The organism is Camelimonas lactis (assembly GCF_004342915.1).
In the GTDB taxonomy this organism is placed as follows: Bacteria; Pseudomonadota; Alphaproteobacteria; order Rhizobiales; family Beijerinckiaceae; genus Camelimonas; species Camelimonas lactis.
The window spans coordinates 26,783-53,453 of the sequence record NZ_SLWL01000007.1 but is presented as its reverse complement, the minus strand read 5'-3'; the positions used below and the strand labels follow the sequence as shown (position 1 = coordinate 53,453).

16 protein-coding genes are annotated in these 26,671 nt (G+C 68.3%); 11 read left to right on the top strand and 5 right to left on the bottom strand.

What is annotated here, in order from left to right; all coding sequences use genetic code 11:
- Nucleotides 1-238 precede the first annotated feature (238 nt).
- On the top strand, nucleotides 239-499 hold the full coding sequence (locus tag EV666_RS09430; RefSeq protein ID WP_132006613.1) for a hypothetical protein: 261 nt from the start codon (nucleotides 239-241) through the stop codon (nucleotides 497-499).
- A 121-nt stretch (nucleotides 500-620) separates the two neighbouring features.
- On the opposite strand, the gene EV666_RS09425 is transcribed toward EV666_RS09430, so the two are convergent.
- Nucleotides 621-1,406 carry an SDR family NAD(P)-dependent oxidoreductase gene (locus EV666_RS09425; RefSeq protein ID WP_132006610.1) on the bottom strand — a complete coding sequence of 262 codons (786 nt, stop codon included), beginning with the start codon at nucleotides 1,404-1,406 and terminating at the stop codon, nucleotides 621-623.
- A 314-nt stretch (nucleotides 1,407-1,720) separates the two neighbouring features.
- Between EV666_RS09425 and EV666_RS09420 the strand changes: the two genes are divergently transcribed.
- Complete coding sequence (locus tag EV666_RS09420; protein WP_132006607.1) at nucleotides 1,721-3,331, top strand: long-chain fatty acid--CoA ligase; 1,611 nt, start codon at nucleotides 1,721-1,723, stop codon at nucleotides 3,329-3,331.
- A 209-nt stretch (nucleotides 3,332-3,540) separates the two neighbouring features.
- On the opposite strand, the gene EV666_RS09415 is transcribed toward EV666_RS09420, so the two are convergent.
- Nucleotides 3,541-5,118, bottom strand: coding sequence for an ATP-binding cassette domain-containing protein (locus EV666_RS09415; RefSeq protein ID WP_132006604.1), 1,578 nt, complete (start codon nucleotides 5,116-5,118; stop codon nucleotides 3,541-3,543).
- Nucleotides 5,119-5,543: 425 nt separating this feature from the next.
- On the opposite strand from EV666_RS09415, the gene EV666_RS09410 reads away from it, so the two are divergent.
- The 6 genes from EV666_RS09410 to EV666_RS09385 all read left to right on the top strand — a co-directional run bounded on the left by EV666_RS09410 (nucleotide 5,544) and on the right by EV666_RS09385 (nucleotide 11,781).
- Nucleotides 5,544-6,449, top strand: a complete 906-nt coding sequence (locus EV666_RS09410) for a metal ABC transporter substrate-binding protein (RefSeq protein ID WP_132006886.1) — start codon at nucleotides 5,544-5,546, stop codon at nucleotides 6,447-6,449.
- The gene (locus EV666_RS09405) at nucleotides 6,446-7,306 is read left to right on the top strand and encodes a manganese/iron ABC transporter ATP-binding protein (protein ID WP_132006601.1); all 861 of its coding nucleotides are present in this window, start codon (nucleotides 6,446-6,448) and stop codon (nucleotides 7,304-7,306) included. Before EV666_RS09410 ends, EV666_RS09405 begins: the two co-directional genes overlap by 4 nt.
- Before the next feature lie 32 nt (nucleotides 7,307-7,338).
- The gene (locus tag EV666_RS09400; RefSeq protein ID WP_280990834.1) at nucleotides 7,339-8,193 is read left to right on the top strand and encodes a metal ABC transporter permease; all 855 of its coding nucleotides are present in this window, start codon (nucleotides 7,339-7,341) and stop codon (nucleotides 8,191-8,193) included.
- Complete coding sequence (locus EV666_RS09395) at nucleotides 8,190-9,053, top strand: metal ABC transporter permease (protein WP_132006595.1); 864 nt, start codon at nucleotides 8,190-8,192, stop codon at nucleotides 9,051-9,053. The genes EV666_RS09400 and EV666_RS09395 overlap by 4 nt, the downstream gene beginning before the upstream one ends.
- Nucleotides 9,054-9,515: 462 nt before the next feature.
- Nucleotides 9,516-10,748 carry a multidrug effflux MFS transporter gene (locus tag EV666_RS09390; RefSeq protein ID WP_245514329.1) on the top strand — a complete coding sequence of 411 codons (1,233 nt, stop codon included), beginning with the start codon at nucleotides 9,516-9,518 and terminating at the stop codon, nucleotides 10,746-10,748.
- A gap of 382 nt (nucleotides 10,749-11,130) precedes the next feature.
- A complete protein-coding gene (locus EV666_RS09385) occupies nucleotides 11,131-11,781 on the top strand; it encodes a porin family protein (RefSeq protein WP_132006592.1) in 651 nt (216 codons plus the stop codon).
- Between the two features lie 21 nt (nucleotides 11,782-11,802).
- Here EV666_RS09385 and EV666_RS09380 read toward each other — a convergent pair whose 3' ends face one another.
- The gene (locus EV666_RS09380) at nucleotides 11,803-13,269 is read right to left on the bottom strand and encodes a hypothetical protein (protein WP_132006589.1); all 1,467 of its coding nucleotides are present in this window, start codon (nucleotides 13,267-13,269) and stop codon (nucleotides 11,803-11,805) included.
- A gap of 212 nt (nucleotides 13,270-13,481) precedes the next feature.
- On the opposite strand from EV666_RS09380, the gene EV666_RS09375 reads away from it, so the two are divergent.
- Nucleotides 13,482-13,721, top strand: a complete 240-nt coding sequence (locus tag EV666_RS09375; RefSeq protein WP_132006586.1) for a hypothetical protein — start codon at nucleotides 13,482-13,484, stop codon at nucleotides 13,719-13,721.
- A 229-nt stretch (nucleotides 13,722-13,950) separates the two neighbouring features.
- On the opposite strand, the gene EV666_RS09370 is transcribed toward EV666_RS09375, so the two are convergent.
- Complete coding sequence (locus EV666_RS09370) at nucleotides 13,951-14,637, bottom strand: sugar transferase (RefSeq protein WP_245514328.1); 687 nt, start codon at nucleotides 14,635-14,637, stop codon at nucleotides 13,951-13,953.
- A 367-nt stretch (nucleotides 14,638-15,004) separates the two neighbouring features.
- Complete coding sequence (locus EV666_RS09365) at nucleotides 15,005-16,174, bottom strand: glycosyl hydrolase (protein ID WP_132006583.1); 1,170 nt, start codon at nucleotides 16,172-16,174, stop codon at nucleotides 15,005-15,007.
- Nucleotides 16,175-16,593: 419 nt separating this feature from the next.
- Between EV666_RS09365 and EV666_RS09360 the strand changes: the two genes are divergently transcribed.
- Together EV666_RS09360 and EV666_RS09355 are read left to right on the top strand one after the other, a co-directional pair.
- Nucleotides 16,594-18,567: a non-ribosomal peptide synthetase gene (locus tag EV666_RS09360; RefSeq protein ID WP_165909956.1), complete on the top strand. Its 1,974-nt coding sequence runs from the start codon at nucleotides 16,594-16,596 to the stop codon at nucleotides 18,565-18,567.
- Nucleotides 18,564-26,660, top strand: coding sequence for a non-ribosomal peptide synthetase/type I polyketide synthase (locus tag EV666_RS09355; protein WP_132006577.1), 8,097 nt, complete (start codon nucleotides 18,564-18,566; stop codon nucleotides 26,658-26,660). Before EV666_RS09360 ends, EV666_RS09355 begins: the two co-directional genes overlap by 4 nt.
- The last annotated feature ends 11 nt before the right edge of the window (nucleotides 26,661-26,671 follow it).

The following is a 26,671-nucleotide window of genomic DNA, read 5'->3' as shown; positions in this document are numbered from 1 at the left end:
GTATGCGTAAGGGGCCGGGGGCGGGATGCGACAAAAATGAATGCCTGACCGCGCCGCCTTGCGCCGTCTGGCGATGCGCCGGTCAAAACACCGCGCCGGATTGGGGGTTGCGCAGCCGACTGTTGTAAGTAACAGGCGAAACGCCACATAAAGGGCAACTGATGCGGGCGGCAGGCGCCGCGCAAGCAAAACGCCTGCCTGGAAACACCCGCCTGAAACACTCATCTGGAGGCCGCCCATGTTGTTGAAGAAATTTGTCCCGGCAATGAGCCTTGCGGCGGGCGTTGTCATGCTGGGCGTGTCCGGCGCGGCAGCCGCCAGTTCATCGCCCCAGTCGTGGGGCGGCCCCGAGACCCGGCAAAGCGCCGATCCGCGCTACGGCGTGCAGGGCGGGCGCGTCTGCGAGAAAATCTGTCCCACCGACAATCTTCCCTGCGACCCCATGAACTTCAAGATTGCCGATGGCCGCTGCCGCGGCGTGATATCGTCGCCGCGATAAGCCCCGGCGCCCGACGAACGCCCCGGGCCAGTAACGCAAGGGCAGGCGGTTCCGGCGCGGCATGACTGGCAAAAATGAAAGGCGCCGTGAGGCGCCTTTGTTGTTGTTGTTGTGTCTGGCCTCAGCGGCTGTGCTGGCCGTCGTCGACGCGCACACAGGTGCCGGTGACGCATTCGGAGGCAGGCGACACCAGATACAGCAGCGTGCTGTCGAGCTGGGCCGGCTGGCCGAGGCGCTTGCGCGGGTAATGCTGGGCGATGTCGCCCATGCGCGACAGCATGCCGTCCAGCATCTCGGAATGGAAAGCGCCAGGAGCGATGGCGTTGACGTTGATGTTGAACTTCGCCCACTCGACGGCGAGCGTCTCGGTGATGCGCACGACGGCGGCCTTCGACACGGAATACAGCGCCGCGCCATTGCCGGCGTATTCGTAGGCGGCGGCCGAGGCGATGTTGACGATGCGGCCGGGCTTGCCAGCTTCCATCAGGCGGCGGGCGAATTCGCAGGAGAGGATGTAGGGCGCGCGCACATTGGTGTCGAGCACGGAATCGATCAGCGCGACCGACATTTTCACCGCGCGCTGGGCGTCGGGAATGCCGGCGTTGTTGATCAGGATCGTCACCGTACCCAGCTCCGCCTCCGCTTTCTTCACCACGGCCAGCAGCTGGTCAGCGTCCTGCACGTCAAGCTGCAGCGGCAGGGCGACGCCGCCGGCGGCGCGGATCTCTTCGGCAACCTGCTCAAGCCGGTCAATGCGCCGGCCGGTGATCGCGACCTTGGCGCCGCAGGCGGCCAGCACCTTGGCGAAGCGCAGGCCAAGCCCGGACGATGCGCCGGTGACCAGGGCGACCTGGCCGGTCAGATCGTTCGAGACATGGGGAAGCGGGAAGTCGGTTGCGGCGCTCATGGCGTTTCCTTCTGAATTCAGCCAGGCGTCGACCTGGCTGGTTGGACGTTCGTTGATGCTTGCAGCGAACATTGGTTGCCGTGTTGCTACGCAATTCCGGCGCGGCTGGAAACCTGTTTGTCGAAAGATCGGGTGTCCGCCCTCCCTGGCGCGGGCGCGGACCGGGAGAGCGACGCCGGGTCGCGCGCTCTGCGGCGAAAGTCGGGGGGTGGGGCGGTTGCGGGGAAAACCCCACTTCCGCTATGCGAATATTGCAGGGAATCGGCGCGGCGGACGCATGGCGAGCCGCGCCAGCCACGGGGAGCACCAGCGCGATGAAATCCACGATGATGCCGACGCAGCTGTCGCTGAACACGATGTTCGCGCGGCTCGACAAGCTTTATGGCAAGCACACCATCACATCGCGCCTGCCGGACAAGTCGCTGCGCGTGCAGAACTACGCCGAGATCGCCGACCGCACCCGCGCCCTGGCGCACGCGCTTCAGGGGCTCGGCGTGAAGCCGGGCGACCGCGTCGCCACCTTGTGCTGGAACCACAACGCCCACCTTGAATGCTATTTCGGCATTCCGCTGGTTGGCGGCGTGATGCACACGCTCAACCTGCGCCTGTCCGGCGAGGAAATCGCCTGGATCGCCGATCACGCCGGTTCACGCGTGCTGATCGTCGACGACATCTTGCTGCCGCTCTACGAGCAGGTGGCGCGCGCCTACAAATTCGACCATGTGATCGTGTTCCCGTTCGGCGGCGACGTCGCCATTCCGGAGGGGCTGCACAATTACGAAAACCTGCTGGCGCCGCATCGCGGCAAGGCGTTCACGCCAGCGCCGCACGACGAGAACGATGCGGTGGGCCTGTGCTACACCTCCGGCACCACCGGCCGGCCGAAAGGCGTCGCCTATTCGCACCGCTCCACGGTGCTGCACTCCCTCACCACCAGCCTGCCGGACCATTGCTGCCTGCGCAGCCGCGACCGGGTGCTGGCGGTGACGCCGATGTTCCACGCCAATTGCTGGGGCCTGCCCTATGCGGCGGTGATGACCGGCGCCAGCCTGATCATGCCCGGCCCGCACCTGCATGGCGACGACCTGCTCGACCTGATCCAGGAGACGCAGCCGACCATGGCGCTCGGCGTGCCGACCATCTGGCTGTCGCTGATCCAGTTCATGGAGGCCAATCCCGGCCGGTGGAAGCTGCCGGAGAACATGCGCAGCCTTGTGGGCGGCTCGGCCGCGCCGGAAAGCCTGATCCGCTCCTTCGCCGAGCGCGGCGTCACCCTGTTCCAGGGCTGGGGCATGACCGAAACCTCGCCGCTGGGCACGATCAGCTACATCAAGCCCGAGCTTGAGGATGTCAGCGAAGAGGAAAAATTCCGCTTCGCCGCCACCGCCGGCATTCCGGCGACGCTGGTGGAGATCCGCCTCGTCGACGATGAGGGCAAGGAGACGCCGTGGGATGGCAAAACCCCCGGCGAACTGCAGATCCGCGGCCCCTACATTACCGGCGAATATTTCCGCGTTCCCGCCGATCCGGACAAGCACACGCCGGATGGCTGGCTGCGCACCGGCGACGTGGCCGTATTTGATGAACATGGTTACATGCGCATCACCGACCGCACCAAGGATCTGATCAAGAGCGGCGGCGAGTGGATCAGCTCGGTGGACATGGAAAATGCGCTGATGTCGCATCCGGCGGTGGCCGAGGCGGCGGTCATCGCGGTTCCGCATGAGAAGTGGAACGAGCGGCCGCTGGCCTGCATCGTGCTCAAGCCAGGCCAGACGGCGACGACGGAGGAGCTGAACCAGATTCTCGAGCGCCAGTTCGCCAAATGGCAGCTGCCGGACCGCTACGAGGTGCTGGACGCCATTCCGCGCACCTCAACCGGCAAGTTCTTCAAGCTGAAATTGCGTGAGATGTTCCCGGCCTGAACCCCTGGCGTTTCCAGGCGTAGCCGGCGCCGCCTCGCCTGGGAAAGTCCGCCTTGGTGATCGATGCGGCGGCCGGCGGGCCGCCGTCTTTATGGGGGGAGCGTTTTCGGTGGAACTCCGTTCGCCGGAATGCTCCCTCTCTTTGATAAGACGTATTTTCTTCAGGGAAACGCCGCCGCCGCGTTTCCCGAAAATGCCCTTGCGTCAGTTTACGCCATGTCCCGCACGTCAAGGCTGCGCATGATCGCCAGACCTTCCAGAAACGCGGCGTCGTGGCTGACCACGAGCAGCGCGCCGTCGAAGCCCCTGAGGGCCTGTTCCAGCAATTCGACCGAAGCGATGTCCAGGTGATTGGTCGGCTCATCCAGCGCCAGCAACCACGGCGGCGTCGCGCCTGCGAGCGTGCAGGCAAGGCCAGCGCGCATGCGCTCGCCGCCAGACAGGGTCCCGACCAGCCGCAAGGCGTCGCGGTTGCGAAAGGCGAAGCGGGCGCAGGCGGCGAAAGCGTCATTGACCTCCAGTTGCGGGTTGAGCTGGCGGAAGTTGTCGAGAATGCTGGCCTCCGCGTCGAGCAGGCTGACATGCTGGTCGAGCAGCACAACGCGCCCGTCCGCCCGTCGCGCATGGCCGCCAGAAACCGGAAGCGATCCGGCGGCGATCGCCAGCAGGGTGGATTTTCCGGCGCCGTTTGGCCCGCTGACCGCCACGCGCTCCGGCCCACGCATGTGCAGGGACCACGGCCCGAACGCGCGATCGCCCCGCCGCGCGGTCACCCGTTCGAGCGTCAGCACCTCCGCGTCTGACGGCAGCTGTGTCGCGGGCAGGCTGATCGTCAGCGGCGTCAGGATTTCCACCCGCGCCGCCGCGGTTTCAGCCTGCGTTGCGGCGTCGCTGACAAGGCGCTCGCTGATCCGCCGCGCCCGCCCGCCGCTGTTTTCGGCGCGATTGGCCCTGGCGCCGAGCAGGATTTTCGGCTCGGATCCCTTTGCCGCAAAGGCGCGTCCAGCCTTGTCGCGCCGCTCTTTCGCTTCGCGCTGGCGCTGGGCCTCGCGCCCGGCCGCGCGCAGCGCGGCGCTGGCCTGTTCCGCTTCGGCCGCCACCCGGGCGCGTTCGGCGTCGCGCACGGCGGTGAAGGTTGACCAGCCGCCGCCCACCACATGCACGCCCACCGGCGTCAGTTCGACAATGCGATCCATATGTTCGAGCAGGCCGCGATCATGGCTGGCGACGAGAACACCGCCGCGCCAGTCGCGCACCAGCCGGTGAATTAGCGCCCGTCCGTCCGCATCGAGATTGTTGGTCGGCTCATCCAGCAGCAGCACGTCCGGCGCTTCAAGCAGCAGACGCGCGACGCCGATGCGGACGCGTTCGCCGCCCGACAGCGAGCCGATGGGGCGATCGACGGCCATGCCGGCTATTCCGGCGCGCGCCAGGGCGTCGTCAAGCCGCTCCGTCAGGCTCCAGTCGGCGGCGTCAAAGTCTGCCCCCGCGCCGTCGCCCGCCAGCACCCGCTCCAGCACAGCGCGGGCTTCCGCGACGCCAAGCGCCCCGGCGATGCTCTGGTCCGCCGGCCAGTTCTGCGCCAGCAGGCCGGTGGAGCCGCGCCGGGTGACGGCGCCGGTCAACGGCGCAACCGCGCCGGAGGCCATGGCGAGCAGGGTGGATTTTCCCGCGCCATTGCGGCCGACAAGCCCGATGCGCTCGGCGCCGACGCTGAGCGTCAGGTCACGGAACAGCACATGATGATCCGGCGTCGCCGCCGACACGGAATCGAAGGTAAGAAACATGGGGAAGCAATCCGGAATGCGTCAGATCGTGCAGTCCCGCGCGCATCAGGGTCCCTTTTCAGGAACCGGGCGCCGCCTGGGGCTGTTGTCCTTGGGATCGGGCCATGTGGCCCGGCAGGATCAGAACTGGTCCAACGCAAATAACTCCGGAAGCGGCCATTCGCCGCCGCAGCCGTTCATATAGGGCGCCCTGTGCGGAATGCAAAGCGATGGGGACGACGCGACGGGCGGGGATTGGCGTGGGCAAGATGGGCCGTGTTTTCGGGCCGTGTTTTTCAGGTCGCGGTTGCCGGCCGTGCTTGACGGGGGCATGAGACATTGTTATTTGCAATTAATTCGCAACTGCATTTAATGAGCGTGAGGCGACGGCATTGACGACACAAAAGTCCTTCTGGCGCCGGCTGGCGCCCGTCCTGGCCATCGCCATGGGGGTGATGGCCAGCGTTCCGTCCGCCTCCGCGTCGGATCACCGGCTCAAGGTCGCGACGACATTCACCATTCTCGCCGACATGGCCCGCAATGTCGCCGGCGAGCACGCCGACGTCGTCTCGATCACCCGCCCTGGCGCCGAGATCCACCAGTACCAGCCGACGCCGAAGGACATCATGCGGGCGCGGGACGCTGATCTGGTGCTGAACAACGGCCTCGACCTTGAAGTCTGGTTCGAGAAGTTTCTCCAGCACCTGAAGGGGGCCGAGCAGGTGGTGGTCAGCGCCGGCGTCACGCCCATCGGCATCGGCGAGGGGCCCTACAACGGCAAACCCAATCCGCACGCCTGGATGTCGCCGGCGGCGGCGGCGATCTATGTCGACAACATCCGCGACGCCTTGGCGCGCAAGGACCCGGCCAACGCCGCCGCCTACCGGGCGAACGCCGAAGCCTACAAGCAGAAAATCGCCGCGGTGGCGGCGCCGGTGCGCGCGCGGCTGGCGGCGATCCCGGAAAACCGCCGCTGGCTCGCGACCAGCGAGGGCGCCTTCAGCTATCTGGCGCGCGACTTCGGCCTGAAAGAAATCTATTTGTGGCCGATCAACGCCGACCAGCAGGGCGCGCCGCAGCAGGTGCGCAAGGTGATCGACGCCGTGCGCCAGCATCAAATTCCGGCGGTGTTCAGCGAAAGCACGGTTTCGGACAAGCCGGCGCGTCAGGTGGCCGCGGAAACCGGCGCCCGCTATGGCGGCGTGCTCTATGTCGACAGTCTCAGCGAACCCGACGGCCCGACGCCGACCTATCTTGACCTGCTGAGGGTGACGGCGTCGACGATTGCCGATGGGCTCTCCGCGCCCCAGAATGATGGCCAGAAGACCGGTTCTGGCGGGGCGCAAAAATGAGCGACATGGCGGCCGACGTGGCGGCGATCTCCGTGGATCGGGCCTCCGTGGTCTATCGCAACGGCCGGCGGGCGCTGGACAACGCCTCGTTCGTCGTGCCCTCCGGCTCGATCACCGCGCTGGTTGGCGTCAATGGCAGCGGCAAGTCCACCCTGTTCAAGGCCATCATGGGCATCGCGCCGCTGGCCACCGGCGCCATCCGCATCTTTGGCGCGCCGGTGGACGAGGCCCTGCGTCGCCACGCCGTCGCCTATGTGCCGCAAAGCGAAGATGTGGACTGGAATTTTCCGGTGCTGGTCGATGATGTGGTCATGATGGGCCGCTACGGCCACATGGGCTTTCTGCGCCGCCCCAAACCGCAGGACCGGGAGGCGGTCGCCACGGCGCTCGGCCGGGTCGGCATGCTGGATTTCCGCCGCCGGCAGATTGGCGAACTCTCCGGCGGCCAGCGCAAGCGGGTGTTTCTGGCCCGCGCCCTGGCCCAGGACGCCCGGCTGATCCTGCTGGACGAGCCGTTCACCGGCGTCGATGTCGGCGCCGAGGAGGCGATCATCGCCCTGCTGCGCGATCTGCGCGCCGGCGGCCGCAGCATGCTGGTGTCCACCCACGACCTTGGCGGCGCGCCGACCTTCTGCGATCGCGCCGTGCTGCTGAACCAGACGGTGCTGGCCAGCGGCCCCATCGATCGGGTGTTCACCGAGGACAATCTGCGCAACGCTTTTGGCGGACGCCTGCGCCGCATTGACCTGCCGGGCGTCGACGGGCGCGCTGTCAATGTGGTTTCCGATGACGAGCGGGCGCTGGTGCTGCCGGCCACACCTGCCCAAAGGGATGACCAACCGGGAGGGGGCCGGTGAGCGCGCTGCTGGAGCCGTTCACTTACGCCTATATGGTCAACGCCATGTGGGTGTCGGCGCTGGTGGGCGGCGTCTGCGCCTTTCTCGCCGCCTTCCTGATGCTGAAGGGCTGGTCGCTGATTGGCGACGCCCTGTCGCACGCCATTGTGCCTGGCGTCGCCGGCGCCTGGATGCTGGGGCTGCCATTTTCCATCGGCGCCTTCTTTTCCGGCGGGCTCGCCGCCGCCGCCATCCTGTTTCTCAACCAGCGCACCCGGTTGAAGGAGGACGTCATTATCGGCCTGACGTTCTCGACCTTCTTCGCCCTTGGCCTGTTCATGACCTCGGTGTCGCCGACGCCGGTCGACATCCAGACCATCATCATGGGCAACATTCTGGCCATTACCCGCGGCGACACGGTGCAGCTGGTCGTCATCGCAGGCGTGTCGCTGGCGGCGCTGCTGCTGACCTGGCGTGATCTGGCCGCCATGTTCTTCGACGAAACCCATGCGCGCGCCGTCGGGCTGCGGGTCACGGCCCTGCGGTTGATGTTCTTCACCCTGCTGGCCGCCTGCACCGTGGCGGCGATGCAGACGGTCGGCGCCTTCCTGGTCATCTGTCTGGTGGTGACGCCCGGCGCCACGGCGTTTCTGCTCAGCGACCGCTTTGGCCGGGTGCTGGCCATCAGCGTCGCCATCGGCGCCGTCACCAGCTTTCTCGGCGCCTGGATCAGCTATTACCTCAACGGCGCCACCGGCGGCGTGATCGTGGTGTTGCAGACCCTGGTGTTCCTGCTCGTGTTCGTGTTCGCGCCGAGGCATGGCCTGCTGGCGGCGCGGCGGCTCAGGGCCGCGTCGGGCGCGGAAACCTCGCCGGGCGGGGAAACGCGGGAGCGGCCGGCGCCATGATGGATTTCGCAGCGCTCTCCGCCTTTCTGGCGGAGCCGTTCAGCGCCGGTTTCATGCGCCAGGCCTTTCTCGTCGCCCAGCTGGTGGCGATCCCGACGGCCCTGCTTTCCTGCTTCATGGTGCTGCGCGGCTGGGCGCTGCTGGGCGACGCCATTTCCCATGCGGTTTTTCCTGGCGTGGTCATCGCCTACATCCTCGGCGTTCCATTTGGCGTCGGCGCCTTCGCCGCCGGCATGGGCTGCGCCCTGGCGGCCGGTTATTTGCAGGAGAACAGCCGCATCCGTCAGGACACCCTGCTGGGGGTGGTGTTCGCCGGCATGTTCGGCCTTGGCCTGGTGCTCTATCGCGCCGTCGACGCCAACGTGCACCTGGAGCACATCCTGTTCGGTGATCTGCTTGGCGTCGGCCCGAAGGATCTGGCCCTCTCCGGCGCGATCGCCGCACTGGTCGTGCTGGTGATGGCGCTGCGCTGGCGTGATCTGGCCCTGCACGCGTTCGATCCGGTGCAGGCGCGCGTCGTTGGCCTGCCAGTCCGGCTGCTGCACTATGGCCTGCTGGCGCTGATTTCGCTGGCCATCGTCGGGGCCCTGAGCACGGCGGGCCTGGTGCTCGCCATCGCTTTGCTGATCGCCCCTGGCGCCATTGGCTTTCTGCTCACCCGTCGCCTGTCGCGCATGCTGCCGATCGCTGTCGCGGCCAACATGCTGGCGGCGCTGGCCGGCGTCTTCGCCAGCTACCATATCGACAGCGCCCCCGGGCCAACGATCGTGCTGTGCCTCGCCGTCATGTTCATCGCCGCCATGCTGGTCAGCCGCTGGCGCCAGAACCAGGCGCGCGCCGCCCGGAGTGCGGACGCCTGAGACGGTTCCAGACCCCCGGATGTGGCCGCTGCGCCGCATCCGCGGTCATGCGATGGGCGCATGCAGGTTATTCCCTTGCAAGTTGTTATGTTCAGTGGGATGAAGGCGCCCTTTTCGCGGGCGCTGATCCCTTGGAGTGAACGTCGTGACCAGGCCGCATGCCAAAACCCGATAAGCCCGTCCTGGAGGTTCTGGCGGCGCCTGCCGTTGCGCGTTCAGGCGCGTTCTGACCTTGCGTTTCAGGGACGAGCGGCGTGTTTGCCCCGGCAGGGCAAACCGTCGAACGGCAGCGAAGCGCGGTCCCGGGGACCTGTCGCGCCGGGTGCGCTGGCTGTTCTGCGGAATGCCCCGTCATGGCCGCCGGCAGGGACGGTGAAGTTGTTTTTTCGTATTGAGGCGCAGCGCTCCGGGGAGCGCTCCGCATCGGGACGCCATCCTGCGTCCGCTACCCCAGGCGTCGCCATGCAAAGCACCACACGCGAGTCGCATCCGCCCGGACGCATGAGTTACCGGGAATTCGTCGCCTTTATCGCCGCCCTGATGGCGACCAACGCCCTGGCCATCGATTCGATGCTGCCGGCGCTGGCCGAGATCGGGCATGACCTTGGCCTGGCCAGCGATAACCAGCGCCAGTGGATCATCACCGCCTACCTGCTCGGTTTTGGCGGCGCCCAGATTTTTTACGGGCCTGTCGCCGACCGTTTTGGCCGCAAGCCGGTGCTGATCTTCGGATTGGGAATGTACTTCCTCTTCGGGGCGCTGGCGGGCCTGGCCAATACCTTCGAAACCATGATCATCGCCCGCGTCGCCCAGGGCGTCGGCGCGGCGGCGACGCGGGTGCTGGCGGTTTCCATCGTCCGCGACTGTTACGCCGGGCGCCAGATGGCGCGCGTCATGTCGATGGCGATGATCATTTTCATGCTGGTGCCAATCCTCGCGCCCTCCTTCGGGCAGGCGATCATGCTGTTTGCTCCCTGGCATTGGGTGTTCGGCCTGCTGGCGATTTTCGGCGCCGTGGTGCTGGTGTGGATGCTGCTGCGCATGCCGGAAACCCTGCACCCGCAAGACCGGCGCTCCATCGACCCGGCGGGCGTGCTCGCCGCCGTGCGCCAGTGCTTCGCCTCCCGCGAGGCGGTGGGCTACATGCTGGGCAACACCCTGGCGCTGGGCGCGCTGTTTGGATACATCAACTCCACCCAGCAGATCTTCTCCGACGTTTTTCACGCGGAGCATCTGTTCACCACCATGTTCGCCCTGACCGCCGGTTTCATGGCCGTGGCCTCGTTGCTGAACGCCAGGCTCGTCGAGCGCTTCGGCATGCGCCTGCTCTCCCACACGGCGTTGCTGGGTTACATCCTCGTCGCGCTGGTTCATTTCGCTGTCGCGCTGGCAGGCTTCGAGAACCTGGCGACTTTCGTGGCGCTTCAGGCCTGCGTCATGTTCTGCTTCGGCATGATGAGCGGTAATTTCGGCGCCATGTCGATGCAGCCGCTGGGACATATCGCCGGCACCGCCTCATCGGTCCAGGGGTTCGTCACCACGGTCGGCGGGGCGTTGGCGGGCTTCTGGATCGGCCAGAACTTCGATGGCACGACCGTGCCGATGACGGCGGGGTTCGCCATTTGCGGCGTATTGATCCTGATTGTTGTAATCATCACCGAAAAAGGTCGCCTGTTCCGGCCGCACAACGCCTGACCATCGCGGGCGTCGCGAGATCAGCCGGGCGTGGCCAAAGCGTAACGCCGACAGGAAACCTGCGCCTCTCAGGCCAGAGCGCATGGCTGTTTGTTGCTCCGCCATCTAGAGTGTCCAGCAATTGCCGGTTACTTGAACCGGCGTTGATATGTCGTAAAAACGGATGACGCGCTGCAGATCATCCGGCGCGGGCGATATCTGGGGAACCGGCGTCACGGGCATGCGCGTTGGGGGCATCATGTTGCGGAAATTCACGCAGTTTATCGCGATAGGGCTGATGTGGGGGACGTCGGCCATGGCGGCCATGGCGGCGGATCTGCCGGCGCGCGCGGACCCGCCCGCGCCTGTGGCGCCCGCCGCGTCGGCCGGATGGCAGTTCAGCGTGACCCCCTATATGTGGGCCGCCGGCGTGAGCGGCGACGTTGGCCATGGTGATCGCACCCTGGCCCATCTGGATTACGACTTCTCAAAAATCATCAATACGCTGAACTTCACCGCCATGGGGATGGCGGAAGCGCGGTACGGCCGGTTCTCGCTGTCGTCTGATCTTGTCTATCTGCGGATCACCGATCACGTGGCCATGTCCCGCATCGGACTGGCGCGGTCGCGGGTTGGCGTCGGCATGCTGCAATGGACCCCGCTGGCGGGCTACGCCATTTTTGACGACGGACGCAGCCGCCTGGAGCTGGTGGCCGGCGCCCGCGTCTGGTCGGTCAAGACCCTCATTGGGGCGGAATTGGTTCGCTTCGGCGATCGGGAGGCGCAGCGCACGAAGACCTGGGTGGACGCAGTTGGCGGCGTGCGGGGCCAGGCTTTCCTGACCGACAGCCTGTTCCTCAGCGGCTGGGCCCTCGCCGGCGGCGGCGGCTCCGACTACATGTGGGATGTGATGGGCGGCGTGGGCTACCGTTTCAACCCGATGTTCTCGGCCTCGCTGGGTTATCGCGCCCAGCAGGTGAAGTTCCGGCAATCCGGTTTCCTGTTCGATGTCGCCGTGCATGGCCCCATCGCCAGCGTGCAGGTCGCTTTCTGAGGAACAGCGCCGGCGCAGGGGCTATCCGTGATCGTGTGCAAGCTGGGTTGGCGGCAGCTGGCCTGGCGGAACAGGCGGGCGCCAGGATAACGCGCGCGGCGTGGGCCAGGCTCCTGGCTGCGCCAGCAACACCCGCCGGCTGCTCAGGGTGACGGCCACGCAGATGAAGAACAGCATACCCGGGTCGGCGCTGCTTCCGTTCAGCATCATCGCGGTGATGCTGGCGAGGCCGGTGGCGCGCGCCGCTTCATGCAGCGCCCGCAGTTGCGGATCATGGGGGCGATTCTGCGGGAGCGGCCGCAACAGCGCCAGCGCCAGCAGCAGCTGCAAGGCGACGCCAACGGCTCCGGTCTGGCTCAGGGCTGCGATCAGCCAGTTGGACGCGCGGGAGCTGCCCATGCCGACGCCAAGTCCGCCCGTTTCCAGGAAGGTCTCGAAGCTGCGCATGTTCCAGTAACCGCGTTCCGCGGCCGATGAGGAGCTGGCCTTGTTGAAGATGGCCGCGTCCAGCAGCTTGCGCACGGCGTCGAACGCGTTGTTGTTGTAAAGATGGATCGCCAGCACGATGGCGGCGCCAGCCAGCACCGCGTAGAGCAGCGCCAGATCCGCCTTGCGGACCCGGCCGCGCAGCAGATTGAGCAGCGCCAGCCCGGCCAGTCCCGCGCCGTAGATCGCCAGGCAGGCGTAGGCGGTGGTGCTGGTGGACAGCAGCAGCAGCCCAAGCGACGCGGCGGCAAGCAGGCCGACGCGCCGGTCGCCGGTCATGCGGGCCCATGTCATGCAGAACACCATGCTGGCGAAAATGGCCGAGCCGAACGCCGACGCCTCGGAGTGACCGCCAGCGATGCGGAAGAAACCGGCGTGCTCCACGTCGGTGGCCATGGCGTAGCTGGCGGTGCGGATGAATTCGAGGACGTCGCCGGCGCCGCCGAGCTTGGCCAGAAGGTCGATGGCTCCGAGCCCGGCGTTCAGGATCGCCCACAGCATCAGCCCCCGGCGGATCAGCGCCAGCCGCCCGCCCGTGGGCAGGGTGGCGCACAGCACCAGGCAGGTCAGGGCGCCGAGCACGAAATAGGCGGTCTGCGAGATATTTCCGGAAACCGGCGCCAGCACGGTTTCCATGATTTCGCCGGTCTGCCGCGATGGAACGAACACGCTGGTTTCACCAGCGAACAGGCGCGGAAGGATCATCGCCGTGGCTGACGCATGGACGATCATCACCACCAGCACCAGCGAAACAGGCGTCCGCCGGACGCCTGATGCGAGCGTTGCAATGCCGCCGGGTCGCAAGAACGGCGCGACAACCAGGCTCATGGCGAAGATGGTGTAAATCTGCGGCGATGACCCGCCGAGCGCCGGCAACGTGGCGAAGGCCGTGGCGCCGAAGGCCAGCGCCGCCGGCAGGCCAACCAGGGTCGCCGATCCCCACAGGCGCCCGGCAAGGGCGACGGCGATGCACGCCAGTATTCCGGCAAGCGACGGGATCATTTGCGAAAATCACCTTCCGCGGTGTTTTCCCGCAGGACGGGATGGGGGAAACACGCTATCTTGCCCGGCCGGGAATTATCCCACGCCGGATATGGCGGCTTGCGCCCGCCGCGCCCGGAGATCCGTGCCGGGATGCGGCGAGGCGCCACGGCTGCGCCTGTCGCGGTCCGGCGCGGATCCGGTCCTGGCCGGGACGTTCCAGGGGGTATTGCATGGGAGCTGTCTGGATGGTGGTGAGCGCGGCGGCGGGGTTCCTGCTCGGCATGGGATTTGGCTATCCGGCGGCGTTCCTTGGCGGCGTCGTCGCCGCCGCCGTGGGCGCCGGTCTTGCGCGCCATGATGGCTGGAACGCCGCGGCCTGGATGGCGATTGGCGCCTGGTTCACGCTGCAGATGGCCTGGTTCCTGGGCGCGCTGGCCAGAACCGCCGTATCCCGACGCGGGTCCCGTTAGCAACAAACACCGTGAAACGCCGCCAAACCAGGGCGTCGCCACGCCAGGCTGGCGGCTGGTCCCGCCGCCAAGCGGCGCCCGCCGGACCCGACGCCCGAGGGCTCCATCCGCACCGCGCCGCCTCGCATGGCCTGGCCGTTGGGCGGACGGAACATCCGCTCCCTGTGCCCTTTGCGCTCCGCGCGCTGTCGCAGCGGATATGGCTGCCATGCGGTTCATCGCGTCAGCCTCACGAGGTCTGGTTTGGACGCGCCACCGCGGGAATGGTGCGCGCCAGGATGCTGACGTCGGTCCACAGGCTCCAGTTGCGGACATAGTGTGAGTCGAGCGCCACCCGGTCGGCGTAGGTGAGGGTGTTGCGACCGCTGACCTGCCAGGGGCCGGTCATGCCAGGGCGGGCGGCGAGGTAGTCGTCGATGTGGCGCCCGTAAAGCGCGAGCTCGTCGGGAACCACGGGGCGCGGGCCAACGCAGCTCATGTCGCCGCCCAGCACGTTAAACAGTTGCGGCAGCTCATCAAGGCTGGTGACGCGCAGGGTCTGGCCGACGAAGGTGACGCGCGGGTCGTGGCGAAGCTTGCGGTTCTCCCGCCATTCCGCCGCCGCCGCCGGGTTGTCGCGCAGATATTCGCTGAGCCGTCGCTCCGCGTCGCGGGACATGGTGCGAAACTTGTAACAGAGGAAGGGCGCGCCGCCGTGACCCACGCGTCGCTGGGCGAAAAGGATTGGCCGCCCCATGGTCATGGCGATCGCCATCGCCGTCAGCAGCATCAGCGGCGCCAGCACGATCAGGGCGATGACGGCCACGGTGATGTCGAGCAGGCGTTTCCATGCGCCGCCGATCGCCGGCTTGCTGTCGATGACACGGGAGCCGGTGTAAGATGCGCCAGCGCGCGTGGTGGTGGGGTCGTTCAGCACCGTCAGTCGCCTCCGCAGCAGCCTTGACCAGAGGTGCGTCCAATCCGTCGCCGCTCCAAGGTGTTAGAAGGCGTATGGCGGCCGGATTTGCGGGCGCCGGCTTAATACCTTTGCGTGTTCCCGGCGCGCCTGGTCAGGCCGGCGGTTACCACCGCCGGCGCAAGGCTGGTCGATCGGTGGAGTTTCCGGGCCTTCACCTGACCAACGTCCGGCGCGTCGCCGCCACCGATGGGGCGCGATGAAGCCGCGTGAAGCAGCGCATCCTGCGCCGCTTTCGCCGATTCACAGATCATGAAGGGCGCCCCGGGCGGATGGGGCAAGGGTTGTGGGAAAACGTTAGGGGGAAGGCCGGTCGTTGCCCGCCGCGTCACCGCCCGCCCTGTTCGGCCTTTGAGGGCGCCGGCGCGGGGCCGCGCGCCTGGGGCGCGGCGGCGTCGCGGAAGGCGTCGAAAGCGGGCTTGCGGGCGCCCAGGCGCCAGCCGTGCTCCCCGCCGCGTTCAAGCTCCACCAGACCCATCTCGGCTTCATAGCCAGGCGCCCAGTAGGTTTCATCGAGAAGCTCATAAACGTGCGCCGCCTCGATACGGTACTGGCCGGCCAGCCGCTTCAGCGTTTCCATCATCGTGGCGAGGCCCTTGGCCTGGCCGTCCTTGCCGTCCCGATGGCTGCCGGCGTCATGGTTGAACTCGGTGATCCAGATCGGTTTGCCGTAGCCCGCCAGAATTTTGAACGCCCATTCTGAATCATTGGCGTACCAGTGCCAGACGGAAATTTCCCAGGGGACGCCATCTTTCGCCAGGCGGGCGAAAATGCCCGTGTGGCCCCAACCGGCCGAACCGAGCGCCCGGCGCGCCTTCGGGTTGGCCGCGGCGACGCCCTCAGCCAGGCCAGAGAGCGCGGCGGCCACCTTGCGGTAGCGCGGGCCATAATAATCCAGTTCGCCGACGCCGCCCGCCGGCCCCCACGCGCAGGGATACTGCGTGCCGTCGTCCCGCATTTCGCAGGGCTGGATGATGGCGTAATTCTCCAGCTCATTGCCCAGCTCCCAGACCGGAATGTCGGGAAACCGCCGGACGTAGGCCTCGGCGAAGGCGCGTGACCTGGCCTTCAGGGTCGCTTCGTCCTCATCCTTGAGGCTGACCGGAGGCAGCAGGATCGGCAGCACCCCGATCCCGCGCTGCGCCAGGGCGTCGCGCAGGCGCGCCAGCTTTTCCATCTGATCCAGATTGGTGACGTCCACCCGGTAGGAGCGGGCCTTCAGCTCGTCGAGCAACGACGCCTGCTGCTCCAGCGAGACGCCGGGGTAGGAGACGAGGGGGTGGCCATTGACCCCCCAGACAATGCCCGCTCCAGTCGCTGGGGCTGGGGCTGGGGCTGGGGCTGGGGCTGGGGCAGGAGCTGAGGTTTGCGCCTGGGTCTGGACGGCAACAGCCTCCTGCCCAGCCCGGGCCGGTCCAGCCAGCAGACCCAGCGCGAGCAGCGCGGCGGCGGCCAGCCGGCGCGAGACTGCTGGGCGAAATGATGTTGAGGCCGACACGCTCCGCTCTCCCGCCTGTTGCTGATGGCCGCGATCTGGACGTCCCGTAAACCGCAGGTCTGCCCGCCCGCCGGTCGCAAGTCTGCCGCTGCCCGCCGCTGGAGCCTACGCCCCCAAACAGCCGGGCCTTACTGCCAAAGGCGTTAATCCGCCCTGCGGCGGATACCGGAACTCATCCAAAGGGCGCAGACGCGTCCGCCCATTGCGCCGCATCGCGCGCCAGCTGACCTGGCGCAGACTGGTGCAGGGCCAGCGCGCCCCACGACAGGGCCGTGGCCCACCGGGGCAACGTCGCCGTGAGCGCCGCCGGGCCAGCGCGTCACGGCCATCGGCAAGCCTGGCGACCGCCGCGTGTGACCGGCCTGCTCACGCAAGGCAGGCCCGGCGACTGAAACAACGTTCGGGTGATGGAGCAGGCAATGCAACAGGCTGGTTCTGTCAGGATGGAAGAGGCGCCCGCAAGGATCGCCGACGCCACGGGGCCCATGGGCGCGGGGCCGCTACGCGCCATGGCCTGGGAGATGGTGACCCTGGCCTTCGCGCGCCAGGCGCGCGAAACGCCTGACCGGACAGCGGTGCGGCGCGGCGACGTCCTGTTGACCTACGCGGGCCTGGACGCCGCCGCCAACAGGCTGGCGCGTCAGCTGATGGCGCAAGGCGTGCGTCGCGGCGACCGGGTGGCGCTGCTGCTGCCGCGCGATGTGGACGCGGTCGTCGCCATTCTGGGCGTGCTCAGGGCGGGCGCGGCCTATGTGCCGGTCGATATGGCGTACCCGGAAGCGCGCATCCATTTCATTGTCAGGGACTGCGGCTGCCGGGTTGCGATCACCACCTCCGCCGGCCTGTCCAGGTTGCCCGCCGGGGTCGCCAGCCTGGCGCTGGACGCGCAGGCGCAGGCCATCGCCGAAACGCCAGGCGATGCGCTCCCCGCCGCGTCGGGACCGGACGACGCCATCTACGTCATCTACACCTCGGGATCGACGGGCCAGCCCAAAGGCGCCGCCGTCACGCACCGCTCCTTCGCCAATCTGCTCCAGTGGTACATCCGCACGCTGGGCCTCAATGGCGGCGATTCAACGCTGCTGGTGAGCGCGCTGGGTTTCGACCTGACCCAGAAAAATATCTATGCGCCGCTGCTGACCGGCGGGACGCTGTATCTGCCGGATTTCGATGTGTTCGACCCGGAAGCCATTGTGGCGACGGTCGAGAAACGCTCCATCACCTTCCTGAACTGCACGCCGAGCACGTTTCTGCCCCTCGTGGAGGGCGCGGCGGCCGGCCGCATGGAGCGGCTGGCGTCGCTGCGCTGGGTGGTGCTCGGCGGTGAGCCGATCCCGATCCGGCGTCTGCTGCCGTGGCTGGATCACCCGGCGTGCCAGGGGCAAATCCTCAACAGCTATGGTCCGACGGAGTGCACGGACATCTGCGCCGCCTGGGCGATGGGCGCCGCGAACTGGGAAGACCCGGCGCCCCTCGGCCGGCCGGTCGACAATGTGTTCCTCGCGGTCCTTGATGAGGCGCGCCAGCCGGTAGGCCCTGGCGTGGAGGGCGAGTTGTGGATCGGCGGCATGGGCGTTGGACTCGGTTACCTCGGCCGGCCGGAACTGAATGCTGAACGCTTCATGACGTTACGGCTTCCAGGCCATGAGGGCCGGATGTACCGCACCGGCGACCGGGTCAGCTGGCGCGCCGACGGCGCACTGGATTTCTTCGGCCGCCTTGACCATCAGACCAAGATCCGCGGCCACCGCGTCGAACTGGGGGAGATCGAGGCCGCGCTTTGCGCCCACGCCGACATTCGTGAAGCCTGCGTGGCGGTGCGCGATGGCGCGGCCGAACCACGACTGCTGGCCTGGCTGGTGATGCGCGAAGGCGCCGCCATGCCGCCGGAGGCCGGATTGCGGCGTTACCTGGGGGAAAAACTTCCCGAACACATGATCCCGGTCGCGTTCGACGCTTTGCCGGCGTTGCCGCTGTCGCCCAACGGCAAAATCGATCGCCAGGCTCTGCCAGATATCGCCGCGCCGGCCCCTGAACCGTCGCCGCCGGCGCGGGGCGGGGAGACAGCTGACAGCGAGGACATGGAGAACCTCGTTCTCGGCGTCTGGCGCGACGTGCTCGGGCAGGCCCCGGCAAGTCCGGAGCAGAACTTCTTCGACGCCGGCGGCACGTCGGTTGGCCTGGCGCGGGTTCAGGCGGCGATCCGGGCGCGGCTGGGCCGGGACCTGGCTGTTGTGGAGCTGTTCGCCCATCCAACCGTCGCCAGCCTCGCCAGGCTGCTTCGCCAGACGCAGGACGCGCCGGCGCGCCGGCGCAATGGCGCGCCGGCGGTCGGCCTCAGACAGGCCGAGGCGTTGCGCAGGATGGCGCTGGTCAGGGGAGGGGGACGATGAACCACGATCATGACGGCGTCGCAGGGGCGGCAGGCCTGACGGATAACCGCGACGCGGCTGACCTGAACACGGATAATCTGCACGCGGATAATCTGGACGGCGTGGCGATCATTGGCATGGCCGGGCGGTTTCCCGGCGCCGGAGACGTCGGAACGTTCTGGCGCAATATCTGCGCCGGCGTCGATTCCGCCAGCCGCTTCGCTGCGGGTGAACTGGAGGACAGCTTCACCGCCGATGAGCGGGCGCAGCCCGATTATGTCCCCGTCCGTCCGCTGCTCGCCGACGTTGACCAGTTCGACGCCCAGCTGTTCCGCATGCGCCCGCGCGAGGCCTCGCTGACCGACCCGCAGCACCGGATTTTCCTTGAGATTTCGTGGTCGGCGATCGAGGACGCCGGTTATGATCCCCAGGCGCTCGCCGGGCGCGCCGTCGGCGTGTTCGCCGGGTGCAGCCACAACACCTATCTGCTGCGGCACGTCTGCGGCGACCGGGCGGCGGCGGAGCGGTTCACCAATGATTTCCAGGTGGGCGGCTATGAGACGCTCACCGGCGCCATCGCCGACGCCCTGGCGACCCGCGTCTCCTACAAGCTGGACCTGCGCGGCCCCAGCATGACCATCGCCACCGCCTGCTCGACCTCGCTGACGGCGGTGGCCCAGGCGGTTCAATCGCTGCTGCTCTGCCAGTGCGACATGGCGCTGGCGGGGGGCGTATCGGTCACCTTCCCGCAAAAGCGCGGTTACTTCGCCCAGGACGGCGGCATGGTGTCGACCGACGGCGTCTGCCGGCCGTTCGACGCCGGCGCCAATGGCACGCTGTTCGGCTCCGGGGCCGGGGTGGTGCTGCTGAAACGCCTGGAAGACGCCGTCGCCGATGGCGATCATATCTATGCGGTCATTCGCGGCGTCGCCGTCAATAATGACGGCGCCTCGAAGGTTGGCTTCACGGCGCCGAGCGTCGACGCCCAGGCCGAGGTGGTGGCGACGGCGCAGCTGATCGCGGGCTTCGACCCGGCGACGGTGGGCTACGTGGAGTGTCACGGCACGGCGACGCCGCTGGGCGATCCGATCGAGGTCACGGCGCTTTCCCGCGCCTTTGGCGAGGGCGGCGGCCCCGGCCGCACCTGGCTCGGCTCGGTGAAAGGCAATGTTGGCCATCTGGACGCGGCGGCGGGCGTCACCGGCCTGATCAAGGCGACGCTTGCCGTCAACCACGGCGTCATTCCGCCGACCTGTCACTTCACCACCCCCAACCCGCGCCTCGAACTGGAGAAAACCCCGTTCGCCATCGCCGGCGCCCTGGTGGACTGGCGCGAGCCGGACGGTCCGCGCCGCGCCGGCGTGTCGGCGCTCGGCGTCGGCGGCGTCAACGTGCACGTCTGTCTGGAGCAGGCGCCGCCGCGCCTTCCCGCACTGGGGGAAGCCGCCCATTCCGTGCTGATGCTGTCGGCGCGGAGCGCGGATGGCCTGAAGCGGGCGCGCGCCGCGCTGGCGGAAACATTGCGGGCGGCGCCACGGACCAGCCTGGCGGACGTCGCCCATACCCTGGCGACGGGGCGCGGCGCCTTTACGCATCGCGCCGCGATCGTCGCCGACAGCGTCGCAACGGCCATTGACCGTCTGGAAGCTGGCGAAGGCGCGGGAATTGTCGTGGGCGAGGCGGCCGTTACCGACCGGCCGGTGATTTTCATGTTCCCGGGGCAGGGCGCGCAATATCCCGCCATGGGCCTTGGCCTGTACGGAAGCGAACCGGCGTTCCGGGAAGCCGTCGACCGCTGCGCCGACATCCTGAAGCCGGATCTGGGGCTTGATCTGCGCGAGCCGCTGTATGGCGCTGGAGCCCGTGACGGGGAGGGGGCGGAAACCATTCGCCAGACCATCCTTGCCCAGCCGGCGATCTTCACGGTGGAATATGCCCTGGCGCAACTCTGGCTGAGCCGGGGGGTGCGGCCGGCGGCGATGATCGGCCACAGCATTGGCGAGTTTGTCGCGGCAAGCCTCGCCGGCGTGCTGACGCTGGAGGAGGCGCTCGGGCTCGTGGCCGTGCGCGGCCGGCTGATGCAGGCGGCGGCGCCAGGCGCCATGCTGGCGGTGCGGCTGCCGGAGGCGGAACTCCAGGCGGTGCTGCCGGCGGATGTCGATATCGCGGCTGTCAATGCCCCTGGCCTGACGGTGGCGGCGGGGCCGTTCGACGCCATCGAACAGCTCGAAGGCGCCCTCAACGGCCTCGGCGTCATGCACCGGCGGCTCCACACCAGCCATGCCTTCCATTCGGCCATGATGGAGCCGGTGCTGGCCGATCTCGCCGTCGCGGCGGCGCGGATCACGCCAAAATCCGCGACGATCCCCTATGTGTCGTGCGTCACCGGCGACTGGATCACCGAAGCTGAAACCGGCGCCAGCGCCTACTGGGCGCGCCACTGTCGCGCCGCCGTGCGCTTCAGCGATGGCGTCGCGGCGTTGCTGCGGCGCTTCGAGGCGCCGGTGTTGCTCGAAGCCGGACCGGGCGCGACCCTGCTGAGCCTGTGCCGGCAGGGCGCCGCGAAGGGGCGGAACATCGCCGCCGTCGCCTCGCTGCCCGATCCCGGCGCCGGGGCCGACGATATCGCGACGTTCCATGGCGCCCTCGGCCAGCTCTGGCGTCACGGCGCCAGCTTCGACCGCGCCCGCGCCTGCCCGGGCCAGCGCATTCCGCTCCCCGGCATTCCGTTCGAGCGCCAGCGTTACTGGGTCGCCGCGCCAGAGCCCGCCACGACCGCGGAGCCGGCAAACGCGGTTGCCGCCGCGCCATCCTCCCCAGCCTTCCTGCAAGCGGATCCTGTCCAGATGAATACGCACACGCCAGTTGTCAGCGCCGGCGACGCCGGGGCCGGGCTCGCCAGCAAGGTCGCCGGGCTGTTCGAAGAGCTTTCCGGCGAGCGCATTGCCGAGGCCGATTACGGCAGCCCGTTCCTGGAGTTGGGGTTCGATTCCCTGTTCCTCGCCCAGGTCGCGACCCAGGTGCAGAAGACCTTCAAGGTCAAGGTGACGTTCCGGCAGTTGCTGAATGACATGCCGTCCATCGCCAGGCTGTCCGAATTTCTCGCCGACAAGGTTCCCGCCCCGGCGCCGGCTGTCGCCGCCGTAGCGCCGCCAGTTCCGGTTCAGACCCAGGCCATATTCCAGACGACCTCCGCGCCGCTTGCTGCGCAGGCAGCGCCTCCGCTTCTGGCGCCACAGGCGCCTGGCGCCGCCGTGGGCGTGGAAGGTCTGTTCCGCGACCAGCTTGCGGCCTTGCAAGGTCTCATCGCCCAGCAGAACCAGATCCTGCTCGGCCAGGCCGGCGGCGCGCCGCCGCCGCCCGTCGCGTTCACGGCTCAAGCCGCCGCCGCGCCATCCGCCGCCGCCACGATTCAGGCCGCGCCGCAGGTGGCCGCCGCCCCATCCGCGCCGGCTGCCCCGCCGGCGCGGCCAGCGGAGGCGGTGGAGGACGCTGGCGCATCGCGTCATCAGCTTTACCGCCCCGGCGGCGGCGCGGCCGGAGGCGAGATGACCGCCGCGCAGGCGGCGTTCCTGGCCGATCTCATCGCCCGCTACACGGCGCGCACGCCTGGCTCGAAGCGCATGACCGACGCGCGTCGCGACGTTCTGGCCGATCCCCGCACCGCCGCCGGCTTCCGTCCTGAATGGAAGGAAATCGTTTATCCCATCGTGTGCAGCCGCTCCAAAGGCAGCCGGATCTGGGACGTGGACGGCAATGAATACATCGACGTCGTCAATGGCTATGGGCAGACGGCGTTCGGCCATGCGCCTGATTTCGTGCTGGAGGCCATGCAACGGCAAATGCGCGACGGCTTCGCCATCGGCCCGCAGTCGCCGCTGGCCGGCGAGGTGGCAGAACTGTTCGCGGAAATGACCGGCAACGAGCGCGTCACCTTCTGTAACACCGGCTCCGAGGCGGTGATGGCGGCGATGCGCGTGGCGCGCGCCGTGACCGGGCGTGACCGTATCGTCGTGTTCAGCGGCGGCTACCATGGCCAGTTCGACGAGGTGCTGGTGAAGGGCAAGGCCCGCCAGGATGACGATCCGCGCGGCCTGCCGATCGCGCCGGGCATCCCCTTCGGCTCGGTGGGCAACATGGTGGTGTTGCCGTGGGCGAAGCCGGAAAGCCTCGACTGGATCCGCCAGCATGGCGAGGACATCGCCGCCGTGATCGCCGAGCCGGTGCAGAGCCGCCACCCGGACATGCAGCCCGCCGAATTCCTGCGGGAGTTGCGCGCGATCACGGAGGCGGCGGGCTCCGCGCTGGTGTTCGATGAGGTGGTGACCGGTTTCCGGGTGCACCCCGGCGGCATGCAGGCGGTATTCGGCGTTCGCGCCGATATGGCGACCTACGGCAAGGTGGTCGGCGGCGGCATGCCGGTTGGCGTGCTTGCCGGCAAGCGCAGCTTCATGGACGCCCTCGACGGCGGCGCCTGGCGCTATGGCGACGACTCGGTTCCCGAGGTGGCGCCGACCTTCTTCGCAGGCACCTTCGTGCGCCATCCCTTGGTGATGGCGGCGGCGAAGGCGGTGCTGTTGCACCTGAAGGAGCAGGGCCCCGCCCTACAGGAACAGCTCGCCGCGCGCGCCCTGGGGCTGGCGGATCGCATCAACGCCGAGCTTGCCCGGCGCGGCATTGGCGCCCGGGCCGAAAGCTACAGCAGCTGGTTTTATCTGGCGCTGGGCGGCGAGGACCGGCTGGCCAGCCTGTTCTACCATCACATGCGTCTCATGGGCGTGCACTGGCAGGAGGGCTTCCCCTGCTACTTCACGACGGCGCATTCCGACGCCGACATGGCGTTCATCTACGATGCCTTCGTCAAGACCCTCGACGCGCTCCAGGGCGCCGGCATCCTCACCGGATCAGGCATTGCGGCTTCCGTGGCGGCGCCGGCGACGGCGTCCGTTTCCTCGCCCGGTTCTGCTCCAGTTTCCTGGCCCATGTCGTCGCCGCTGACCGAGCCGCAGATCGAGGTCTGGCTGGCGGCGCAACTGGGGGATGAGGCGTCCTGCGCCTTCAATGAATCCATTTCGCTGACCCTGTCGGGACCGCTTGACCGGCAAGCCCTGGGCCTGGCGCTGGACGCGGTCGTGGCGCGCCATGACGCCCTGCGGGCGCGCTTCGCGCCGGACGGATCGCAGATGTTCATTGATGCGCCGGCGCCCACGCCACTGGCGGAGCGGGACTTTTCCGCCGACGCCGCCGGGTTGGGCAAACTGACGGACGATGAGGCCCGCACGCCGTTTGATCTTGTCAATGGGCCACTGATGCGGGCGACGCTCGCCAGATTGTCGCCGACGGAGCATGTGCTGGTGTTCACGGCCCATCACATCGTCTGCGACGGCTGGTCGACCAACGTCATTCTTGACGAGCTGGCGCAGCTTTACCAGGCGCGGCGCCAGGGTCGCGAGGCGGATTTGCCCGCGCCGCTGCCATTCCGCAGCTATGCGCTGGAGCAGACGTCGACCGTCAACCCGGCGACCCGCGACTGGTGGATGGAACAGTTCCGCGTGCTGCCGCCGGACGCCGACCTGCCGGCCGACCGGCCCCGCGGCGACGTGAAGGACTGGTCGGGCGACACATTCTGCGCCCACATCCCGGGCGATCTGCTGAAGCAGGTGAAGCAGGCCGGCGCGAAACAGGGCGCCACCCTGTTCTCCACCCTCGCGGCGGCGTTCAATGTGGTGCTGTGGCGGCTCACCGGCGAAACCGATCAGGTGATGGCCATTCCCACGGCCGGGCAGAGTCTGGCGGAGGGCGGGCCGCTGGTCGGCCATTGCGTCAACTTCCTGCCGCTACGCGCGCATGTTGATCCTGACGCCTCAGTCTCGGCCCTGCTGAAAACCGTGCAGAAAGCGATGCTCGATATGAACGAGCATCAGCACTACACCTTTGGCGCGCTGGTGCGGGAGCTTGGCGTCACCCGCAACCCCTCCCGCCTGCCATTGACCCAGGTTCAGTTCAACCTGGAGCGCGTGGGCGAAGGGCTGGACTTTGGCGAGGTCGCCGCCCGGGTCGCCACCAACGCCAAGGCGTTTGTCAATTTCGATATCTTCCTCAACATCATCGAGGACGCTGACGGCTTGCGGCTGGCCTGCGATTACAGCACCGGGCTGTATGACGCGGCGACCATCGCCCGCTGGATCGGTCACTTCGAGCAGGCGCTGCGCGCCATCGTCGCTGACGCCGCCCAGCCGGTGAAAACCCTGCGCCTCATGGACGCCGCCACGGTCGATCATCTGGTCCATGGCCTGAACGCCACCGCGCGCGACGGCCTCGACCTGCGGCCGGTTCCCCTGCAGGTGGAAGACGTCGCGGCCCGTCACCCGGACGCCATCGCCCTGGTCTGGCGCGACCAGATCATGACCTATGGTCAGCTTGACGCCGCGACCGGCGCGCTGGCGGCGCGCATCGCCGCCGTGGCCCCTGGCGGCGGCGGTCGGGTTGGCGTGCTGGTGGAGCGTTCCCCCGCCATGGTGGTCGCCATGCTCGCCGTCATGCGGGCCGGGCACGCCTTCACGCCGCTTGATCCGGCGCATCCGGAAAGCCGGTTGCAGCAGGTGGTTGACGCCGCCCGCATCTGCGCCCTGGTCTGCGATGATCCAGCGCGGGCCAGCATCGCCGGCGGCGCGCCGCTGGTGGATGTGCGGGCTGGCGCGGCCCCCGATTCCAGCGCGGCGCAGCTGCCGGATTGCGCCGATGCCTCCGCCGCTTACGTCATCTTCACCTCCGGCTCGACCGGGACGCCGAAAGGCGTGGAGATTGGCCACGCGGCGCTCGCCAACCTGCTGTGGTCATTCGCGGAGCGCCCAGGCTTCACGGCGACGGATTCGATGCTGGCGGTGACCACCACCACCTTCGACATCGCCATGCTCGAGCTGTTCATGCCGCTGGTCACGGGCGGGCGGGTGATCATCGCCGACCGCCAGGCGGTGCAGGACGGCTTCGCCCTGGCGCGGCTGATCGCCGAGAAGCGGCCAAGCCATATCCAGGCGACGCCGTCGCTGTGGCGCATGCTGGCCGAGGCGGGTTTCCAGCCCTGGCCTGGCCTGATCATGCTGTGCGGCGGCGAGCCGTTGCCCCGTGATCTCGCCCGGGAGCTGTCGGGCGGCGCCGGCGCGCTCTGGAATGTCTATGGGCCGACGGAGACCACCATCTGGTCGAGCGCCGGCCAGGTCCGGCCAGACGATGACCTCATCACCATCGGCGCGCCGGTGCTGAACACCGGGCTGTACGTCATCGACGCCAGCGGCCAGCTGGCGCTGCCCGGCGCCTCTGGCGAACTGGCGATCGGTGGCCTTGGCCTCGCCAATGGCTATTTCGGCCAGCCGGGCCTGACGGCCGCCGCCTTCCGCCGGCATACGCTCGACGATGGCGCGCCGCGTCGCCTGTACTTCACCGGCGACATGGCGAAACGGCTGGCCGACGGGCGCATCCAGCACCTCGGCCGCCGCGACCTGCAGATCAAGCTGCGTGGCTTCCGCATCGAGCTGGAGGATATCGAAAGCGCCCTGCGGGCCATCCCGGGCGTGGCCGACGCGGCCGCCGGCGTGGTCGGCGCTGAACCGGATCGCCGCCTCGCCGCCTGGGTGGTGATGGCGGGCGGGCAGCCCCTCGATGAAACGATGCTGCGCGAGAAAGTCCGCCAGGCGCTGCCCGACTATATGGTTCCCGCGATCTGGAGCCGTCTCGACGCGCTGCCGCTGACGGCGAACGGCAAGCTCAACCGCAAGGCGTTGCCGCAGCCGGAGCGCGCGGCGGCAAAACCGGCCCTGGTTGTCGCGCCGCCCCAGAACGACACCCAGCGGCTGCTTTGCGCGATCTGGTCGGAAGTGCTCGGCGGCGAGGCCGTCGGCATCGACGCCGACATCCTCGATCTGGGGGCGGATTCAATCCAGATCTTCCAGATCGTCGCCCGGGCCCGCCGCGCCGGCCTCAACCTGGCCGCCAGGGACGTGCTGCGCCGCCGCACCATCGCGGCGCTCGCCGGGGCCATTGATACGACGCCAGGCGATATGGCGGCGGCGCCCGCGGGCCCGTTGCCCCGCCTCGCCGACTTCCGCCGGAGGTAACCCAATGAACA

Excerpts from the sequence above, each read along its gene's own strand:
- EV666_RS09355 (WP_132006577.1), top strand. The coding sequence starts at position 18,564 with ATGAACCACGATCATGACGGCGTCGCAGGGGCGGCAGGCCTGACGGAT.
- EV666_RS09360 (WP_165909956.1), top strand. The coding sequence starts at position 16,594 with ATGCAACAGGCTGGTTCTGTCAGGATGGAAGAGGCGCCCGCAAGGATC.
- EV666_RS09410 (WP_132006886.1), top strand. The coding sequence starts at position 5,544 with ATGGGGGTGATGGCCAGCGTTCCGTCCGCCTCCGCGTCGGATCACCGG.
- EV666_RS09430 (WP_132006613.1), top strand. The coding sequence starts at position 239 with ATGTTGTTGAAGAAATTTGTCCCGGCAATGAGCCTTGCGGCGGGCGTT.
- EV666_RS09425 (WP_132006610.1), bottom strand. The coding sequence starts at position 1,406 with ATGAGCGCCGCAACCGACTTCCCGCTTCCCCATGTCTCGAACGATCTG.
- EV666_RS09380 (WP_132006589.1), bottom strand. The coding sequence starts at position 13,269 with ATGATCCCGTCGCTTGCCGGAATACTGGCGTGCATCGCCGTCGCCCTT.
- EV666_RS09390 (WP_245514329.1), top strand. The coding sequence starts at position 9,516 with ATGCAAAGCACCACACGCGAGTCGCATCCGCCCGGACGCATGAGTTAC.
- EV666_RS09375 (WP_132006586.1), top strand. The coding sequence starts at position 13,482 with ATGGGAGCTGTCTGGATGGTGGTGAGCGCGGCGGCGGGGTTCCTGCTC.
- EV666_RS09405 (WP_132006601.1), top strand. The coding sequence starts at position 6,446 with ATGAGCGACATGGCGGCCGACGTGGCGGCGATCTCCGTGGATCGGGCC.
- EV666_RS09395 (WP_132006595.1), top strand. The coding sequence starts at position 8,190 with ATGATGGATTTCGCAGCGCTCTCCGCCTTTCTGGCGGAGCCGTTCAGC.
- EV666_RS09400 (WP_280990834.1), top strand. The coding sequence starts at position 7,339 with ATGGTCAACGCCATGTGGGTGTCGGCGCTGGTGGGCGGCGTCTGCGCC.
- EV666_RS09420 (WP_132006607.1), top strand. The coding sequence starts at position 1,721 with ATGAAATCCACGATGATGCCGACGCAGCTGTCGCTGAACACGATGTTC.
- EV666_RS09415 (WP_132006604.1), bottom strand. The coding sequence starts at position 5,118 with ATGTTTCTTACCTTCGATTCCGTGTCGGCGGCGACGCCGGATCATCAT.